Genomic DNA, 17199 nt, shown 5'->3' with positions numbered 1-17199 from the left:
TGGCTGCTTGGCGTTGCGATTTCACGTCCGGTGGTCGGCGGTGTCAGGGCTGTGCCCCTGGCCCTGGCGGCTTCAATGCGGTGGTCCTCGCTGCGCGAAGGGCTGCGCATCGAAGCCCCCGGCGGCACAGCCCAAGCCCTTGGCTTGCCAGCCAAGACCGCCGACGAACCACAGCAGGCATCCCGTCTGCTCACCAAAATCAGGGTAAACCCGCATCCCTTTTCAGAGGGAACCGGTTGAATTTGGTTATCGTTTATAACAATAATCCGACACCCTCACAAGAAGCCGAAGCGCCCCCTTTTCATGCCCATCCAGACCAACGACCTGACGATCGAACTGCGCGGAGACCAGCAGCAGATCGCCCTCATCACCCTCAACCGTCCCGGCAAGCGCAACGCGCTCAACGACGGCCTGGTGCTCGCCATCCGCGACGTCTTCCAGGGCATGCCGCACAGCGTGCGCGCCGCCGTCATCCATGGCAACGGCGAACACTTCTGCGCCGGCCTGGACCTGTCCGAGCTGAGCGAGCGCGACGCCGCCGCCGGCCTGCACCACTCGCGCATGTGGCACCACGCGCTCGACCAGGTGGAGCGCGGCCCCGTGCCCGTGGTGGCCGCGCTGCACGGCGCCGTGGTGGGCGGCGGCCTGGAACTGGCCAGCGCCTGCCACCTTCGCGTGGCCGACACCTCCAGCTTCTTCGCGCTGCCCGAAGGCTCACGCGGCATCTTCGTCGGCGGCGGCGGCTCGGTGCGCATCCCGCGCCTGATCGGCACCGCGCGCATGGCCGACATGATGTTCACCGGCCGCGTGCTCAACGCCGAGGAAGGCGAGCGCGCCGGCCTGGCGCAGTACCTGGTGCCGCAGGGCACGGCCCTGGAGAAAGCGCTGGAGCTGGCCACGCGCATCGCCAGCAACGCGCCGCTCACCAACTACGCGCTGATGCAGGCGCTGCCGCGCATCGCCGACCAGACGGCCGACCACGGCTTCTTCACCGAGGCCCTGATCTCCGCCATCGTGCAGGACGCGCCCGAGGCCAAGGCCCGCGTGCGCGAGTTCCTGGAAGGCCGCGGCCCGAAGGTCAAGAAGCAATGAGCGCCGCCCGGCCGCCCGAAGGCGCTCGCACCGCAGCGCGCAGCGCGCAGGCTTGCGACGGCGCCGCGCCCCGCTACCGGGCGCTGGACTTCGGCATCACCGAAGCCGAACTGCGCCACACGGCCGACGGCACCGCCTACCTCCAGGCCCGCCAGCCGCTGCACGCCTTTCCCCACCGCCTGACCGACCGCCTGGTGCACTGGGCCAGCGCCGCGCCCGATCGCACCTTCATGGCGCGCCGCGCGAAGAACGCCGACGGCAGCACCGGCGACTGGGTCCGGCTCAGCTACGCCGAGGCCCTGGACGCCGCGCGCTGCATCGGCCAGGCCCTGCTCGACCGCGGCCTGAGCGCCGAGCGCCCCGTGCTCATCGTGAGCGAGAACGACCTGGAGCATGCGCAGATCGCGCTGGGCTGCCTGTACGCGGGCATCCCCTGGGCGCCGGCCTCGCCCGCGTACTCGCTGGTGAGCCAGGACTACGACAAGCTGCGCCACCTGGTGAACACGCTCACGCCCGGCCTGGTGTTCGCCGCCGACGCGCCGCGCTATGAGCGCGCCCTGCTCGCCACCCTCGGCGAGGACGTTGAGATCGTCACCGCCAGCGGCAGCGTGCCCGGCCGCGCCACCACCAGCTTCGCCGCGCTGCGCGCCACCGCCCCCACGCCGGCCGTGGACGCGGCCATGCTCGCCACCGGCCCCGACACCATCGCCAAGTTCCTCTTCACCTCGGGCTCCACCAAGCTGCCCAAGGCCGTCATCAACACCCAGCGCATGTGGTGCGCCAACCAGCAGCAGATGGCGCAGAGCATGCCCGTGCTGGCCGACCCGCACACGCCCCCGGTGCTGGTGGACTGGCTGCCCTGGAACCACACCTTCGGCGGCAACCACAACGTGGGCCTAACGCTCATGCACGGCGGCACGCTCTACATCGACGACGGCAAGCCCACGCCCGCGCTGATCGGCGAGACCCTGCGCAACCTGCGCGAGATCGCGCCCACCGTCTACTTCAACGTGCCCACCGGCTTCGAGGCCATCGCCAACGCGATGAAGACCGACGAGGTGCTGCGCACGAACCTGCTGAGCCGCGTGCGCCTGTTCTTCTACGCCGGCGCCGCGCTCGCGCAGCCCGTGTGGGACACGCTGCACAGCGTGCAGGAGCAGGCCATCGGCGAGCGCGTGGTGATGGGCACCGGCCTGGGCATGACCGAGTCCGGCCCTTTCGGTCTGTACATCACGCGGCCCGAGGTGCGCTCGGGCGACCTGGGCCTGCCCGCGGCCGGGCTGCAGCTCAAGCTGGTGCCCAGCGGCGACAAGACCGAGGTGCGCTACCGCGGCCCCAACATCACGCCCGGCTACTGGCGCAGCCCCGAGGCCACGGCCGAGGCCTTCGACGAGGAAGGCTTCTTCTGCACCGGCGACGCGGTGGCCTGGATCGATCCCGCGCGGCCGAACCTGGGCCTGCGCTTCGACGGCCGCATCGCCGAGGATTTCAAGCTCGCCACCGGCACCTTCGTCAGCGTGGGCCCGCTGCGCGCGAAGATCATCGCGGCCGGCGCGCCCTTCGTGCAGGACGCGGTCATCACCGGCCTGAACGAGCGCGAAGTGGGCGCCATGCTGTTCCCCACCGGCGCGGTGCGCGGCCTGGCGGGCCTGGGGCCCGAGGCCCCACTGGCCGAGGTGCTGGCCCACCCCAAGGTACTCGGGCACTTCCAGCAGGTGCTCAATGACCTGGCGGCCTCGGCCACCGGCAGCGCCACGCGCGTGGCGCGCCTGATCCTGCTGGCCGAGCCGCCCAGCATCGACAAGGGCGAGGTCACCGACAAGGGCTCCATCAACCAGCGCGCCGTGCTCAAGCACCGCGCCGAACTCGTCGCCGCCCTGCACGCGGGCGCGGCGGCCAACACCCTGCTTCCCACCACCGAACAGAGGAGACACGCATGAACATCGAAGGACAGGCCGCGCTCGTGACCGGCGGCGGCTCGGGCCTGGGCGAAGCCACCGCGCGCGAGCTCGCCCGCCTGGGCGCCAAGGTGGCCGTGCTCGACGTCAACCTGGAAGGCGCGCAGCGCGTGGCCCAGGACATCGGTGGCATCGCGGTGAAGTGCGACGTGACCGACACCGCCAGCGTGCAGGCGGCGCTGGACGCGGCCGCCGCCGCGCACGGCCCGGCGCGTTTGCTCATGAACATCGCCGGCATCGGCACCGCCAAGCGCGTGGTGCAGAAGGACGGCAGCGCCGCGCCGCTGGACGACTTCGCCAAGGTGATCCAGGTCAACCTCATCGGCACCTACAACGCCAGCCGCCTGTTCGCTGCCGCCTGCGCGAAGCTCGATGCGCTGGAGGACGGCGAGCGCGGCGTGATGCTGTTCACCGCCAGCGTGGCCGCCTTCGACGGCCAGGTGGGCCAGCAGGCCTACAGCGCCTCCAAGGGGGGCCTGGTCGGCATGACGCTGCCCATGGCGCGCGACCTCGCGCAGCACGGCATCCGCGTGTGTACCATCGCGCCCGGGTTGTTCTCCACGCCGCTGATGCGCCAGCTGCCCGACGCGGTGCAGGCCTCGCTGGCGGCGAGCATCCCCTTCCCGCCGCGCCTGGGCAAGCCCGAGGAATTCGCCGCCCTGGCCGCGCACATCGTCACCAATACGCACCTGAATGGCGAAGTGATCCGTCTCGACGGCGCGCTTCGCATGGCCCCCCGATGAGCAAAACCCAGATCTATGAAGTGGAAGTCATGTTCGGCGACTGCGACCCCGCCGGCATCGTTTTTTTCCCTAATTTCAGCAAGTGGATGGACGCGTCCTCGCTGAACTTCTTCGTCAAGTGCGGCGTGCAGCCCTGGCGCGAACTGGTCAAGACGCGCGGCATCATCGGCACGCCGCTGCTGGAGATCCACACCAAGTTCATGAAGCCCGCCACCTACGGCGAGCGCCTGCAGGTGCACACCAGCGTCATCGAATGGGGCGCCAAGGTGTTCAAGCACCAGCACCGCGTGATGCGCGGCGACACCCTGCTGTGCGAAGGCACCGAAGTGCGCGCCTTCTGCGAGCGCGACCCGGCCGACGCCTCGCGCATCCGCGCCATCCCCGTGCCCGAGGACATCAAGGCCTTGTGCCACTGAGCCCCTGATCCAGCCCCGCATGAGCGACGCCTCCATCGCCAACGCCATGCGCCGCCCCCGCGGCGCGCGCAAGGGCAGCCCGCCGGGCGATGACGCCAGCGGCGCGGGCGACGGCCTGCCCGACACCCACTTCCTGGAAACCCTGGTGGGCTACAACGCGCGGCGCGCGGCCCTCACCGTCATCGCGGTGTTCCTGCGCCGCATGGCGCCCTATGGCCTGCGGCCGGTGGATTTTTCGGTGCTCACCGTGATCGCACACAACCCGGGCGTCACCTCGCGCCAGATCTGCGCCGCGCTGGACATCCTGCCGCCCAACCTGGTGGGCATGGTCAAGGCCCTGCACGCGCGCGGCCTGGTGGTGCGCAAACCCCACCCCAGCGACCGCCGGGCCCAGGGCCTGCACCTCACGCCCGCCGGCCAGAAGCTGCACCGCCAGGCCCAGGCGACGGCCACCGAACTCGAAACGGAAGCCACCGGCGCGCTCACGCCCGACGAGGTGCAGACCCTCATCGGCCTGCTGCGCAAGGTGTACCGGCGCGGCCCCGCGCAGGGCCTGGGCGACGACGCCATCTGAAGCCCCGCGCCGCGCCCATCGGGGCAAACCCGGGTGACGGCGGCGCGACATTGCTGCACCGCACACAGCTAGCAACTTGGTAGCGGGCGGCTTGCTGCCTATAGTGGTCATCCGAGACACACGCGCGAAGAGCCCAGTCCAGGCCGCGCCAGGAGACCGCCGATGAGCAAGGACCAGGAAGCCGTGACCCAGCTGTTCGAGTTGCTGGAATCGCGTTACGCCATGCGCGTGCTCTGGGCCCTGTCCGACGGCCACCCGCAGACCTTCCGCCTGTTGCAGGACAGCGTGGGCGGCATCACCCCCAACACACTCAATACCCGCATCAAGGAGCTGCGCGCCGCGCGCCTGATCGACCACAACGGCAGCGGCTACCGGCTCACCCCGCAGGGCGCCGACCTGGCGCGCCGGCTGGCCGAGATGCGCGGCTTCGCCAGCCGCTGGCAGCAGCGCGCCGCCGCCCGCGCGCCCACCCGCGCCGCCGGCCGGTAGACGATCGCGCCTAGGTGTTGAGTCTCAGGAGGTTGTTCATGCCCGGGATGCGGGTCATGGGCGGCTGATGGTGCAGAGCGGAGTGTGGCCGCAGCCAGTTGTAGTGGTCAATGAAGGGCTGCAGGGCGGCGTGGCGCTGGGCTGAGCTTTCGTACGGTCTGGCATAGGCCCACTCGCGCAGGCTGGTCTGCACAAAGTGCTCGGCCTTGCCGTTGGTCTTGGGTGTGTAGGGGCGGGTGCGGATGTGGCGCACGCCTAGTTCCAGGCAGGCGCTCCTGAAGGCCTTGGAGACGTAGCCGCTGCCGTTGTCGGTCATCACCCGCTCGATCCTCACGCCCAAGCTGGCGTAGTAGGCCAAGGCATCGCGCAGGAACTCAGTGCAGCTCAAGCCCGCCTCGTCGGGCTTGATCGAGGCGAAGGACACACGCGAGTGATCGTCGATGGCCAAGTGCACCGCGTCCCAGCCGATGCCCCTGTTGCGATGCTGGCGCTCACCAGTGATGCGGTGGCCAATGCCTTGGATGCGGCCCAGTCGCTTGGTGTCGATGTGCAGCAACTCGCCTGGGCTGGCTCGCTCGTAGCGGTGCACGGGCTCGCGTGGTTGCAGTGAGCTCAATCGGCTCAGACCCAGCCGAGCCATGTGGCGCGCCACGGTGGCCAGGCTGCGCCCGGCCTCACAGGCAATGCGCCAAAGGGGTACACGCTCTCGGCGGCGCCGCTCGAACTGGCGCACCTGTTCGGGCGCGCAGCTCGCAGGGCTGCGCCGTGGCCTGGAGGTCCGATCGAGCAGTCCTGCCGGGCCTTCACTCTTGAAACGGGCCAGCCACTTGTAGCCGGTGCGCTCACTGACTCCGGCCGCTTCACTGGCCAGGGCCACCTTCCAACCCTCTTGCAAGACCCTGCTGACCAGCAAGGCTCGACCTCGCGCGGTCAATCGCGCATGCTTATGGCTGTTCATCCGTTCTCCTGTCCTGAGTTGTTGCGGCCTGGTAACCACAGCTTCCCAGTTCCGGGACGGATGAACAACCTATTGAGACTTCACACCTAGGCCGCGGCGCGCTCGGCCGCGACGCGCGCCACCAGTTGCCAGGCCAGCTCGGCCACCGGGGCCAGCACGCGCCGCGCCCGGCGCACCAGCAGGATGCGCCGCTCCACACGCGGCGACAGGGGCCGGGCCTGCAGCCCCGGCAGGCCGCTGGGCGGCAGGGCCAGCGTGGGCACCACCGACACGCCCAGACCGGCGTCCAGCATGCGGTAGATGGTGGTGACGTGGCCCACCTCCTGCGCCACCTGCGCCTGCACGCCGTGCGCGCGCAAGGCCTCGTCGATGAGCCGCCGGCTGCCCGAGGCGTGGTCCAGCAGCACCAGCGGCTCACCGGCCAGGTCGGCCCAGCGCACCACGCGCCGGCGGACCAGCCGGTGCCCGGACGGACCGACGAAGCAGAAGGGCTCCGACAGGATGGCCTCGGCGTGCAGGTCCTCGTGCGTTCCGGGGTCGATCACGACGCCGAAGTCCACCTCGCCCGACAGCACGCTGGCCAGCGCATCGTTCTGCATGCGGTCCAGCAGCACCAGGTCCAGGCCGGGGTGTTCGCGCTGGCAGCGCGCGATGCACTCGGGCAGCAGGTGGGCCGACAGTGTGGGGCTGCTGGCCACGCGCACGCGGCCCTGGCGCTGCGTGGCCAGGCCGCGCACGTCCAGCAGCACGGCGTCCAGCTCGTCCAGCGCCCGCTCCAGGCGGGCCGCCAGGCTGCGGCCAGCGGCGGTGAGCGCCACCTCGCGCGTGGTGCGGTCCAGCAGCTTGAGCCCCAGCTGGTGCTCCAGCTCGGTGACGCAGCGGCTCACGGCCGGCTGCGTCAGCCCCAGGTGCTCGCCGGCCTTGGTGAAGTTGCCATGCGCGGCCACGGCCTGGAACACCCGCAATTGGCGCAAGCTCACATTCATGATTCCGAATCATATATGGATCACACAAATTCATTTCTCTTTGGATGACCGCTCGGGTCCAATCACGCGCTTCACCGCCCACCACGCTGCCCGCGCTCTCCCATGGCCCGCTCCCGCCTGCTGCCCGACAACTTCACGCTCTACCTGATCGCCACCGTCATCCTGGCCAGCCTGTTCCCGGCCCAGGGGGTGTTCGCCGACGCGCTGGCCTGGGCCACCAAGGCGGCCGTGAGCCTGCTGTTCTTCCTGCACGGGGCCAAGCTCTCGCGCCCGGCCATCTGGGCCGGCATCGGGCACTGGCGGCTGCAGCTGATGGTGGTGGCCACCACCTTCGCCCTGTTCCCCCTCTTCGGCTGGGCGCTGGCGCCCGTGCTGCGCCCCTTGGTGACGCCGGACCTCTACACCGGGGTTCTTTACCTCTGCGCCCTGCCCGCCACCGTGCAATCGGCCATCGCTTTCGTCTCCATGGCGCGCGGCAACGTGCCGGCGGCGGTCTGCGCCGCCTCGGCCTCGACGCTGCTGGGCGTGTTCCTGACGCCCGTGGCCCTGAGCCTGATGCTCACGCAAGATGCCGCCATGGGCGATCCGCTGGAGGCCGTGGGCCGCATCAGCCTGCAGCTGCTGCTGCCCTTCGTCGTCGGCCACCTGATGCGCCCGTGGATCGCCGGCTTCCTGCAGCGCCGCGCCGTGGTCATGAAGGTGGTGGACCAGGGTTCCATCCTGCTGGTGGTCTACGCCGCCTTCAGCCACGCCGTCATCAACGGCCTGTGGTCGCAGCTGCCGCTGTCGGCGATGGCCGGCCTGCTGGCGGTGTGCGCGCTGCTGCTGGCCGTGGTGCTCGTGCTCACCGCCTGGGGCAGCCGCCGCCTGGGTTTTTCCAAGGAGGACGAAATCGCCATCGTCTTCTGCGGTTCGACCAAGAGCCTGATCACCGGCGTACCCATGGCCAACGTGCTGTTCTCCGCCAGCGTGGCCGGCGCGATCGTGCTGCCGCTGATGGTGTTCCACCAGATGCAACTCATGGTCTGCGCCGTGCTGGCACAGCGCTACGCACGCCGGGCCGATGCGCCGGCGGCCGAGGTGGCGGGCGCCGCGCCCGCGCTCAGGCGCTGAGGGCCGGCGCGCCGGCGTACTGGCCGGCCAGCACGCGCGCGGACCAGTCGCGGATCGGCCCGCCCAGTGCGTTGAAGGGGGTGTTGAACTGCGCCACGATGCTCACGTGGTTGTGGTCCATCAATTGCACGACCCGCGGCATGGGCCCCTTGTCCCGGTCCGCCACCACCGCCAGGCGCTGCGCCAGCGCGAGCGCATAGAAATCCAGCAAGGGGTTTTCGTACTGAGCCAGGGCGATGAAGGTGGGCGGTGCGTCGGCCCGCACTTGGCCCAGGGGTTCGCGCCCGGCGTACAGGGCCTCATCCTCGCCGTAGTAGGCGCGCACGCCGTGCGCGTTGGGGTTGTCGGCGCGGGTGTCGGCCACCACGCGCGGGCTCACCAGCACCAAGCCGGCCACGGGCAGGCCGCCGTCGGGGCGCACCCGCGCGTCCCAGAGCGCGCTGGCGCAATGGGCGCAGGCCGCGGAATGCCCCATCAGGAACAAGCGCGAGGGGTCGCCGCCCCAGCGCGCGGCATGCCGGACCACCCAGCGCAGGGCCTCGCGCACGTCCTCGGCGCCGCCCGGCCAGGGCGACTGGGGCGCCAGCCGGTACTCCACGTTGAACGCCAGGTAGCCATGGCGGGAGAATTCCGCCGGCACGTTGGCGTAGATCCAGGGCGTCTGCTCCTTGTCGCCGCGCACGAAGGCGCCGCCGTGCACGAACACCAGGATGGGCACGCCCGGCCCGCCGCCTGGTCGCTCGACCTGGGGGGCATAGACGTCGAGCACCTGCCGCGGGTCTTCGCCATACGGCAAATCCCGCGCCGTCGGGGCCAGCGCCGAGGCCTCCAGCAGCGGCGCCCAGGCCTCGAACATGGCGTCGCGGCCGGCCGTGATGTCCTGGTGCCAGCGCGGGCCCCAGTGCGCCAGGGCGTCGACGAGGAACGTGGGCAAGGCGGGGCTCATGCGATAAAGTCGTAGGATGAATTCAGGAGAGGCCATTATGTCGGGTTCATCGCCCTTTCCCGCCATCGCCCCGGGCGCGCGGCTGTCGGAGCGGGTCGCGGACACCCTGAGCGCGGAAATCCGTTCGGGCCGCCTGCGCCCCGGCGACAAGCTGCCGACCGAGCCCGAGCTGGCCGAGCAGTTCTCGGTCAGCCGCACCGTGGTCCGAGAGGCGGTCTCGCGCCTGAAATCCATCGGGCTGGTCGAGTCGCGCCAGGGCAGCGGGGTCTACGTGCTGGAGGCCAGCATCCCGCCCCTGAGCTTCGACGCCAGCTACGCGGTGTCCAAGGAGGCGGTGATCCAGATGGTGGAGGTGCGACGCGCCCTGGAGGCCGAGGTCGCCGGCCTGGCCGCTCAGCGCCGCACCGAGGCCGACGTGCAGGCCATCCGCGACGCCATCACCACGCTCGACCAGGCCGTGCAGGCCGGCGGCGACGGCGTGCGCGAGGACGTGGCCTTCCACCGGGCCATCGCCGAAGCGGCCAAGAACCCCTTCCTGCTGAGCACCCTGCAGTACCTCAGCCGCTTCCTGCACGGCGCCACGCGCGTGACCCGGGCCAACGAGGCGCGGCGCGGCGACTTCGCGCGCCAGGTGCGCGACGAGCACGAGGCCATCCTCGCCGCCATCGAGGACCAGGACTCGGCCGCCGCCCGCGCCGCCGCCTTCAACCACATGAACAACGCCATCCGCCGCATCGAAGAGGCCGACCCGGCCTTCTGGCGGCAGGAAGGCGCGGTGCTGGCGCGCGCCCTCATGGTGGACCAGGCGCCCAGCGCGCCGCGCTGAGTCCGGCCGCCCCCCACATAGGGATTTCCCGATGCCGATGGCCACGACCAAGTCATATGATGACCATATCACCGGATCAATCAAGTGACATGCGGCTCGAACACATAGACCACTTCACCCTGCGCGTGGCCGCGGCCCGCCTGCCCGAGCTGCTGGACTTCTACACGCGCGTGCTGGGCCTGCGCGAGGGCGATCGCCCGGCCTTCGACTTCCCCGGCCACTGGCTGTACGCGAAGGGCCAGGCCCTGGTGCACCTGGCGGGCAACGAGCCGGCCGGCGAGCCCGCCGCGTCCGATGCCCTGCCCACGGGCAAGTTCAACCACGTCTCGTTGCGCGCCACCGGCCTGAAGGCCACGCGCGAGCACCTGCAGGCGCAGGGCATGGACTGGCGCGAGGCGCCCGTGCCCGGTGTCCCTTTGCACCAGATCTTCCTGCTCGACCCCGTCGGTCTGAAGATCGAACTGACCTTCGATGCCGCCGAGCTGCATGAGGCCGGCCCTTCCACCAAAGCCCTGGCGTACTGATGTCCTATTTGCAACTCCAGAAAGTCGCCAAGCGCTTCGGCGATGTCCAGGTGGTCCAGGCGATGGACCTGAGCGCCGAGGCCGGCGAGTTCATCGTGCTGGTGGGCGCCTCGGGCTGCGGCAAGTCGACCACCCTGCGCATGATCGCCGGCCTGGAATCGCCCAGTTCGGGCCACATCGTGATCGACGGCCGCGACGTGACGGCGGCCACGCCCGCCGACCGCGACATCGCCATGGTGTTCCAGAACTACGCCCTGTACCCGCACATGAACGTGGCGCAGAACATGAGCTTCGCGCTCGAGCTGGCGCGCACGCCCAAGGCGGTGATCACCGAGCGCGTGCAGGCCGCGGCCCAGGTGCTCAACATCCAGCACCTGCTGGAGCGCAAGCCGCGCGAGCTCTCGGGCGGGCAGCGACAGCGCGTGGCCATGGGCCGCGCCATCGTGCGCGAACCCAAGGTCTTCCTGTTCGACGAGCCGCTGTCCAACCTGGACGCCAAGCTGCGCGGCCACATGCGCATCGAGATCGCGCTACTGCACCGCCGGCTCGGCAAGACCACGGTGTACGTCACGCACGACCAGGTCGAGGCGATGACGCTGGCCGACCGCATCGTGGTGATGGACCAGGGCCGCATCCAGCAGATGGGCAGCCCGGACGAGGTCTTCAACCGCCCGCTCAACCGCTTCGTCGCCGGCTTCATCGGCAGCCCGACCATGAACTTCCTGGACGCCGAGGTCCAGGACGGCGGCGGGCCCCTGCGATTCGTGGGCCGCGACTTCGCCTGCGAGGTGCCCGCCGCCATGGCGCCACACGCGCGGCGCTTCACCGGCCGCCCCGTGGTGCTGGGCGTTCGCCCGCAGGCCCTGCGCCTGGGCGCCAGCGAACACGGCCTGGGCCTGCGGCTGCAGGTCAAGGTCTGCGAGTACCTGGGCACGGAAAGCGTGCTCAGCGGCTCGCTGCCGGGCGAGGCCGGCGAACTCACCCTCAGCGCGCCGGGCAACCACACGGGCCTGATCAACCAGACCGTCGCGGTGCACGCGCCGCTCGACAGCCTCCATGCCTTCGAACCGGGCGAGCACGGCCGCTCGCTCGGCCTCTGATCCGATCCGCCCCACCCACAACAGGAGACACAGCATGAAACGCCGCCAACTGCTTCAAGGCGCCGCCGCGGGCGCCGCCCTGGGCCCCTGGGTGCACACCCTGGCCCAGGACCGCTACGCCAAGTACAAGGGCCAGACCATCGTCGTCAACTACCCGGCCCACCCGCACTACGACCAGGCCGAGAAGCTGTTCGCCGAGTTCACGGCCGAGACCGGCATCAAGGTCGAGCGCGACAAGATGCAGTACCTGCGCATGAAGGACAAGCAGGTGCTGGAGATGGGCAAGCGCGGCAACGGCGACTACGACGTGGTGGTCTACGTGGTGATGTGGAAGACCGAGTACGTCAAGAAGGACCTGCTGCAGCCCCTGGACGGCTACTTCGCCAACAGCGCCCTGGCCGATCCCGCCTGGGACCAGAAGGACATCATCGACCGCTACTGGGAGACGAACGCCCTGGTGGGTGGCCCCAAGATGTACCTGCCCGGCCCCGGCGCGCGGCCCTACGGCATTCCCTTCGGCGCCGAGACCGGCGTGCTGGCCTACCGCACCGACCTGTTCGCCAAGCACAAGCTCGCCGCGCCCAAGACCTACGACGAGCTGCTGGCCGCCTGCCGACTGATGAAGGACAAGGAAGGCATCGGCGGCCTGACCTCGCGCGGGCAGACCGGCCACCAGGTCACGGCCGCCTGGCTGCTGCACCTCACGCCCAATGGCGGCGAGGTGTTCGACAGCCAGTGGCGCGCGGCCTTCAACAACGCCCAGGGCGTGCGCGCCGCCGAGATCCTGAAGGAAATCGTGGACACCGGCCCCGCCGGCATTCCCAGCTACGGCTTTGGCGAAATGCAGAACGCCTTCCTGCAGGGCCAGGCCGCGATGTACCTCGACTCCGTGTCCATCTTCGGCCCGGCGCAGGACCCGGCCAAGAGCCGCGTCGCCGGCAAGATCGCCTACGCGGTGCACCCCAAGGGCAGCAAGCATTCGGCGCAGAGCGGCGGCTTCGCCATGGCCATCCCGAAGAACGCGCGCAACAAGGACGCCGCCTTCCTCTTCATGCAGTGGATGACCAGCAAGCAGGCCGACCTGAAGATCGCGCTGGCGGGCGGCAACATCAACCGCTGGAGCACGCTGGACAACGCCGACGTCGCCAAAAAGTACCCCATCGAGCTGCCGGCCCTGCGCGAGTCGCTCAAGATCGCCAACCCCGACTGGCGCCCGCTGATCCCCGAGTGGGACCACATCAGCCAGCAGATCCTCGGCCAGGCGCTGCCCGACGTGATCACCGGCGGCAAGCCGGCCAAGCAGGCGCTGGACGCGGTGGTGAAGGCCGCCGAGGACGTCGTCCGCCAGGGCGGCTGGCTCAAGGCCTGAGGACCGCGCCCCGATGCCTTCCGCCCGCCTGGCGCGCCTGACGCCGTACGTCTATATCCTGCCGGCCGTGCTGGTCATGCTGGCCGGGCTGGTGTACCCCATCCTGAGCGCCGTGCGGCTCGGCTTCTACGACTGGCCCCTGGGCACCGACTTCGACAGCGCACGCTTCGTCGGTTTCCAGGCCTTCGCCGAGATGCTGGCGTCCACGCAGGTGTGGACCTCCATGGGCATCACGGTCGCCTTCGTGCTGATCGCGGTGTCGGCCGAGCTGGTGCTGGGGATCGCGCTCGCGCTGTTCCTGGAAAAGCCCGTGCGCGGCATGCGCTTCTTCCGCACGGTCTTCGTGCTGCCCATGATGGTCGCGCCGATCTGCGTGGGCCTGATCTGGCGCTACCTGTTCGACGCCAACTTCGGCCCGATCAACCACCTGAGCGCCTGGCTGGGGCTGTCGCCCCAGGCCTGGCTGGCCGACCCGGTGCTGGCCTTCAGCGCCATGGTGATTACCGACATCTGGCAGTGGACGCCCTTCGTGCTCATCATGGTGCTGGCCGGCCTGCAAGGCCTGGACGAAAGCGTCATCGAGGCCGCCCGCATCGACGGCGCCAACGCCTGGCAGCAGATCGTTCGGGTCAAGCTGCCCATCCTCAAGCCCATCCTGATCGTGACGCTGCTGGCGCGCATGATCGACGGCTTCCGCGGCCTGGAGGTGATCTACGTCATGACCTTCGGTGGCCCGGGCCTGAGCACCGAACTGTTCTCGCTGCACATCTTCAAGGCGGCCTTCATCAGCCAGAAGCTGGGCTACTCCTCGGCCCTGTCCATCCTGCTGCTGGTCATTGTCTCGGCGCTGTCGCTCGCGATCCTGTTGATCTCCAACCCCCTCAAAGCCAAGGCCCGCCGATGAGCCATCCCACCTCGGTGCCGCGCGGCTCGCCGCTGCACTACCTGATGCTGGCGCTGCTGGCCACGGCCTGCCTGCTGCCGCTGGTCATCATGACCATGACCTCGCTCAAGACCGAGGCGCAGATCTTCGACACCCAGTGGTCCTGGCTGTTCGCGCCCACACTGGACAACTACCGCGCGGTGGTGGAGGAAAACCACATCGAGCGCTACATGCTCAACAGCCTGAAGGTCTCGCTGGCGGCCACGCTCATCACACTGATGCTGGGCACCATGTGCGCCTACGCCATGGCGCGCTTTCGCTTCCTCGGCCGCGAGCCGCTGAGCTACTCGACCCTGATCCTGCGCACGCTGCCACCCGCGGTGCTGGCCGTGCCGGTGTTCGTCATCTGGTCGGCCTGGGGCATCGGTGACACGCTGTCGGGCGTGGTTCTGGTGTACGTGGCGCTGAACCTGCCCTTCACCATCTGGCTGCTCTACGGCTTCATCGACCAGTTGCCGATCGAGCTGGAGGAAGCCGCTGCCATCGACGGCTGCGGCCCCTTCCGGGTGTTCTACAAGATCGTGCTGCCGCTGCTCAAGCCCGGCCTGGCCGCGGCCGCCATCTTCACCTTCCGCCTGGCCTGGAACGAATTCATCCTGGGCTTCATCCTGACGAACCGCATCACGCGCACCCTGCCCGCCTCCATCTCCAACTACATCACCGACACCGGCGTGGAGTGGGGAAAGATCATGGCCGCCGGCGTGCTGATCGCGCTGCCGCCGCTGATCTTCACCTTCGTCGCCGCCAAACAGATCATCACCGGCCTGACCGCAGGCGCGGTCAAGGGCTGAGCCCCGCCACCTTCGAGGACCCACCATGGACAAACAAGCACTGATCGACTCCTGGAACGACTACGTCGCACCTTCTCAGCCCTGCTCGCCCGACGACATGGCCCGGCGCGTGGCGCGCTGGGGCGCCATCCCCGCCAGCCCGCGCGCCTTCGTCGACACCTACGTCAAGGGCCATGAGCGCACGCTCTACAGCGTGATCGGCTCCGGCGTCACCGACGACCCCAACTTCAAGCCCAGCATCGCCGCGGCCGAGAACTTCCACGTCGACTACATCGTCGCGCCCAAGGGCTGCGGCGCGGCCCTGCACTGGCACGACAGCGAAGAGGTCTTCGTGGTGCAGGCCGGGCGCTGGGAGTTCGACTGGGTCGATGGCGCCACCGGCCAGACCCACACCGTCACCCTGGGGCCGCGCGACACCATCAGCGTGCCGCCCTTCGTGCACCGCGCCTTTCGCAGCCTGGACGGCGAGGACCCGGCCAGCGGCGGCATGCTGGTGTCCATCCTGGGCGGCAAGACGCCGGGCCGCGTGAAATGGGACGCCACGCTGGCCGAAAAAGCCAAGGCCGTTGGCGCCGGCTTCGACACCAACGGCATGGCCGCCCAGGCCAGCCACGGCTGAACGCGGGTCGCCCTGTCCATGGAACCGAAGAACCACGGACCGCTGGTGCTGGTGCACGGCGCCTGGCATGGCGGCTGGTGCTGGCGCGAGGTGGCCGACAAGCTCGAACGCCAGGGCCGCCGCTGCTACGCGCCCACGCTGAGCGGCCTGGCGCACCGCCGCGCCGGGCTGAGCCGGGAGACCAGCGCCGACACCCACGTGGACGACGTCGCCTCGCTGATCGAAGCGCTCGACCTGCGCGGCGTGACCCTGGTGCTGCACTCCTACGCCGGCCTGCTGGGCCCGGCCCTGCTGCACCGCCTGCGCGAGCGCCTGGTGGAGATCGCCTGGCTGGAAGCGGTGATCCCCTCGCCCGGCCAGCCCATGCTGGAGCTCACCACGCCCGAGGCCGCCGCGCGCTACGTGGCGCAGGCCGCCTCGCGCGGCGAAGGCTGGTGGATGCCCCCGCCCGACGTGGCGCAGTTCCAGCTGCCCTCGGACGAGATGGCGCAGGCCGTGGCCCGCCAGCTCACGCCGCAGCCGCTGCGCAGCTTCGCCGAACCCGTCACCGCGCCCCAGGCGGAGGTGCGCGGCTTCCCGGGCCGCTACCTGCTGGCCAGCGACCGCTCGCCGCAGCCCTACCTGCGCTATGCCGCCATCGCGCGCGAGGCCGGCTGGCCGGTCGCCGAGGCGCCCGGCGGCCACCTGATGATGCTGACGAACAGCGACGCCGTCGTCGATTTCCTGAGTTGAGTGTTGTGGAAGAAACCGATATGAGCCGAGTGGGAGTGGTGGGCCTGGGCGCCATGGGCCTGGGCATGGCGAAATCGCTGCGCCGGGCGGGCTTCGCGCCCCGGGTGTTCGACCTGCGCACGGACGTGGCGCAGGCCTTCGCCCGCGACGGCGGCCAGGCCTGCGCCAGCCTGGCCGAGCTGGGCGCGGGCAGCGAGGTGGTGGTCAGCGTGGTGGTCAACGCCGCGCAGACCGAGAGCGTGCTGTTCGGCGACGACGGCCTGGCCGCGGCCATGGCGCCCGGCAGCGTCTTCGTCATGTGCTCCACGGTGGACCCGGGCGTGTCCGTCGGCTTCGAGGAGCGGCTGGCGCGCCTGGGCATCCTCTACATCGACGCGCCGATCTCCGGCGGCGCGGCCAAGGCCGCCAGCGGCGAAATGACCATGATGACCGCCGCCCGGCCCGAGGCCTACGCCAAGGCCGAGGCCGTGCTCGAGGCCATGGCCGGCAAGGTCTACCGCCTGGGCGATCGCGCCGGCGCGGGCAGCAAGGTCAAGGTCATCAACCAGCTGCTGGCCGGGGTGCACATCGCCGCGGCGGCCGAGGCCATGGCCCTGGGCCTGCGCGAAGGCGTGGACCCGGCCGCGCTGTACGAGGTCATCACCCACAGCGCGGGCAACAGCTGGATGTTCGAGAACCGCATGGCCCACGTGCTCGCGGGCGACTACACCCCGCTGTCGGCGGTCGACATCTTCGTCAAGGACCTGGGCCTGGTGCTGGACATGGCCCGCGCCAGCAAGTTTCCGCTGCCGCTGTCGTCCACCGCGCACCAGATGTTCATGCAGGCCTCCACCGCCGGCTTCGCCAAGGAAGACGACAGCGCCGTGATCAAGATCTTCCCCGGCATCGAACTGCCGAGGCCCCTGGCATGAGCCTTTTGCTGGGCGCCATCGCCGACGACTTCACGGGCGCCACCGACCTGGCGAACAACCTGGTGCGCGCCGGCATGCGGGTGGTGCAGACCATCGGCGTGCCGCGCGA

20 protein-coding genes and 1 pseudogene are annotated in these 17199 nt (G+C 70.0%); 18 read left to right on the top strand and 3 right to left on the bottom strand.

The features are described 5' to 3' along the window. The 7 genes from BGO22_RS19175 to BGO22_RS19145 form a co-directional block, all read left to right on the top strand. Nucleotides 1-240, top strand: a 240-nt coding sequence (locus BGO22_RS19175; RefSeq protein WP_286852233.1) for a hypothetical protein, incomplete at its 5' end; no start/stop codon positions are given. Between the two features lie 63 nt (nt 241-303). Then, nucleotides 304-1092: a crotonase/enoyl-CoA hydratase family protein gene (locus BGO22_RS19170; protein WP_070398704.1), complete on the top strand. Its 789-nt coding sequence runs from the start codon at nt 304-306 to the stop codon at nt 1090-1092. Beyond that, nucleotides 1089-3032 (top strand): feruloyl-CoA synthase, encoded by a 1944-nt coding sequence (locus tag BGO22_RS19165; RefSeq protein ID WP_083293118.1) that lies wholly within the window; start codon nt 1089-1091, stop codon nt 3030-3032. Before BGO22_RS19170 ends, BGO22_RS19165 begins: the two co-directional genes overlap by 4 nt. Continuing rightward, nucleotides 3029-3793 (top strand): SDR family NAD(P)-dependent oxidoreductase, encoded by a 765-nt coding sequence (locus tag BGO22_RS19160; RefSeq protein WP_070398705.1) that lies wholly within the window; start codon nt 3029-3031, stop codon nt 3791-3793. The genes BGO22_RS19165 and BGO22_RS19160 overlap by 4 nt, the downstream gene beginning before the upstream one ends. Then, on the top strand, nt 3790-4209 hold the full coding sequence (locus BGO22_RS19155) for an acyl-CoA thioesterase (RefSeq protein ID WP_070398706.1): 420 nt from the start codon (nt 3790-3792) through the stop codon (nt 4207-4209). The genes BGO22_RS19160 and BGO22_RS19155 overlap by 4 nt, the downstream gene beginning before the upstream one ends. A 19-nt stretch (nt 4210-4228) precedes the next feature. Next, the gene (locus BGO22_RS19150) at nt 4229-4783 is read left to right on the top strand and encodes a MarR family winged helix-turn-helix transcriptional regulator (protein WP_070398707.1); all 555 of its coding nucleotides are present in this window, start codon (nt 4229-4231) and stop codon (nt 4781-4783) included. Between the two features lie 162 nt (nt 4784-4945). Further along, a complete protein-coding gene (locus BGO22_RS19145; RefSeq protein WP_070398708.1) occupies nt 4946-5272 on the top strand; it encodes a winged helix-turn-helix transcriptional regulator in 327 nt (108 codons plus the stop codon). A gap of 10 nt (nt 5273-5282) precedes the next feature. Here BGO22_RS19145 and BGO22_RS19140 read toward each other — a convergent pair whose 3' ends face one another. Both BGO22_RS19140 and BGO22_RS19135 read right to left on the bottom strand, forming a co-directional pair. Further along, entirely contained in the window at nt 5283-6230 is a 948-nt protein-coding gene (locus BGO22_RS19140; protein ID WP_286852232.1) for an IS481 family transposase, read from the bottom strand. An 86-nt stretch (nt 6231-6316) separates the two neighbouring features. Beyond that, on the bottom strand, nt 6317-7216 hold the full coding sequence (locus BGO22_RS19135) for a LysR family transcriptional regulator (protein ID WP_070397787.1): 900 nt from the start codon (nt 7214-7216) through the stop codon (nt 6317-6319). A gap of 102 nt (nt 7217-7318) precedes the next feature. Here BGO22_RS19135 and BGO22_RS19130 point away from each other — a divergent pair, with 102 nt between their 5' ends. Continuing rightward, complete coding sequence (locus BGO22_RS19130) at nt 7319-8329, top strand: bile acid:sodium symporter family protein (protein ID WP_070397788.1); 1011 nt, start codon at nt 7319-7321, stop codon at nt 8327-8329. Here the strand turns inward: BGO22_RS19130 and BGO22_RS19125 are convergent. Further along, nucleotides 8319-9275, bottom strand: a complete 957-nt coding sequence (locus BGO22_RS19125) for an alpha/beta hydrolase (protein ID WP_070397789.1) — start codon at nt 9273-9275, stop codon at nt 8319-8321. The genes BGO22_RS19130 and BGO22_RS19125 overlap by 11 nt on opposite strands. Before the next feature lie 37 nt (nt 9276-9312). Between BGO22_RS19125 and BGO22_RS19120 the strand changes: the two genes are divergently transcribed. The 10 genes and pseudogenes from BGO22_RS19120 to BGO22_RS19075 all read left to right on the top strand — a co-directional run. Continuing rightward, entirely contained in the window at nt 9313-10101 is a 789-nt protein-coding gene (locus tag BGO22_RS19120; protein ID WP_070397790.1) for a FadR/GntR family transcriptional regulator, read from the top strand. 89 nt (nt 10102-10190) lie between these two features. Next, nucleotides 10191-10625, top strand: a complete 435-nt coding sequence (locus BGO22_RS19115) for a VOC family protein (RefSeq protein ID WP_070397791.1) — start codon at nt 10191-10193, stop codon at nt 10623-10625. Next, complete coding sequence (locus tag BGO22_RS19110; RefSeq protein WP_070397792.1) at nt 10625-11725, top strand: ABC transporter ATP-binding protein; 1101 nt, start codon at nt 10625-10627, stop codon at nt 11723-11725. The genes BGO22_RS19115 and BGO22_RS19110 overlap by 1 nt, the downstream gene beginning before the upstream one ends. A 34-nt stretch (nt 11726-11759) precedes the next feature. Beyond that, on the top strand, nt 11760-13094 hold the full coding sequence (locus tag BGO22_RS19105) for an extracellular solute-binding protein (RefSeq protein WP_070397793.1): 1335 nt from the start codon (nt 11760-11762) through the stop codon (nt 13092-13094). A gap of 13 nt (nt 13095-13107) precedes the next feature. Then, complete coding sequence (locus BGO22_RS19100) at nt 13108-13998, top strand: carbohydrate ABC transporter permease (RefSeq protein WP_070397794.1); 891 nt, start codon at nt 13108-13110, stop codon at nt 13996-13998. Next, on the top strand, nt 13995-14828 hold the full coding sequence (locus BGO22_RS19095; protein WP_070397795.1) for a carbohydrate ABC transporter permease: 834 nt from the start codon (nt 13995-13997) through the stop codon (nt 14826-14828). Before BGO22_RS19100 ends, BGO22_RS19095 begins: the two co-directional genes overlap by 4 nt. Before the next feature lie 25 nt (nt 14829-14853). Continuing rightward, nucleotides 14854-15447: a cupin domain-containing protein gene (locus BGO22_RS19090; protein ID WP_070397796.1), complete on the top strand. Its 594-nt coding sequence runs from the start codon at nt 14854-14856 to the stop codon at nt 15445-15447. Between the two features lie 18 nt (nt 15448-15465). After that, nucleotides 15466-16179, top strand: coding sequence for an alpha/beta hydrolase (locus BGO22_RS19085; protein WP_070397797.1), 714 nt, complete (start codon nt 15466-15468; stop codon nt 16177-16179). Nucleotides 16180-16184: 5 nt separating this feature from the next. Further along, nucleotides 16185-17090 carry an L-threonate dehydrogenase gene (gene ltnD, locus BGO22_RS19080; RefSeq protein WP_254668110.1) on the top strand — a complete coding sequence of 302 codons (906 nt, stop codon included), beginning with the start codon at nt 16185-16187 and terminating at the stop codon, nt 17088-17090. Beyond that, nucleotides 17087-17199 (top strand): annotated as a pseudogene (locus tag BGO22_RS19075) (four-carbon acid sugar kinase family protein); the annotation flags it as partial. The gene ltnD and the pseudogene BGO22_RS19075, both read left to right, overlap by 4 nt.

Origin of the sequence: Hydrogenophaga sp. 70-12, from assembly GCF_001897365.1 — a bacterium.
Taxonomy (GTDB): domain Bacteria; phylum Pseudomonadota; class Gammaproteobacteria; order Burkholderiales; family Burkholderiaceae_C; genus Hydrogenophaga; species Hydrogenophaga borbori.
The sequence above is the reverse complement of the archived record's forward strand: the minus strand, read 5'-3'. Positions and strand labels throughout refer to the sequence as shown.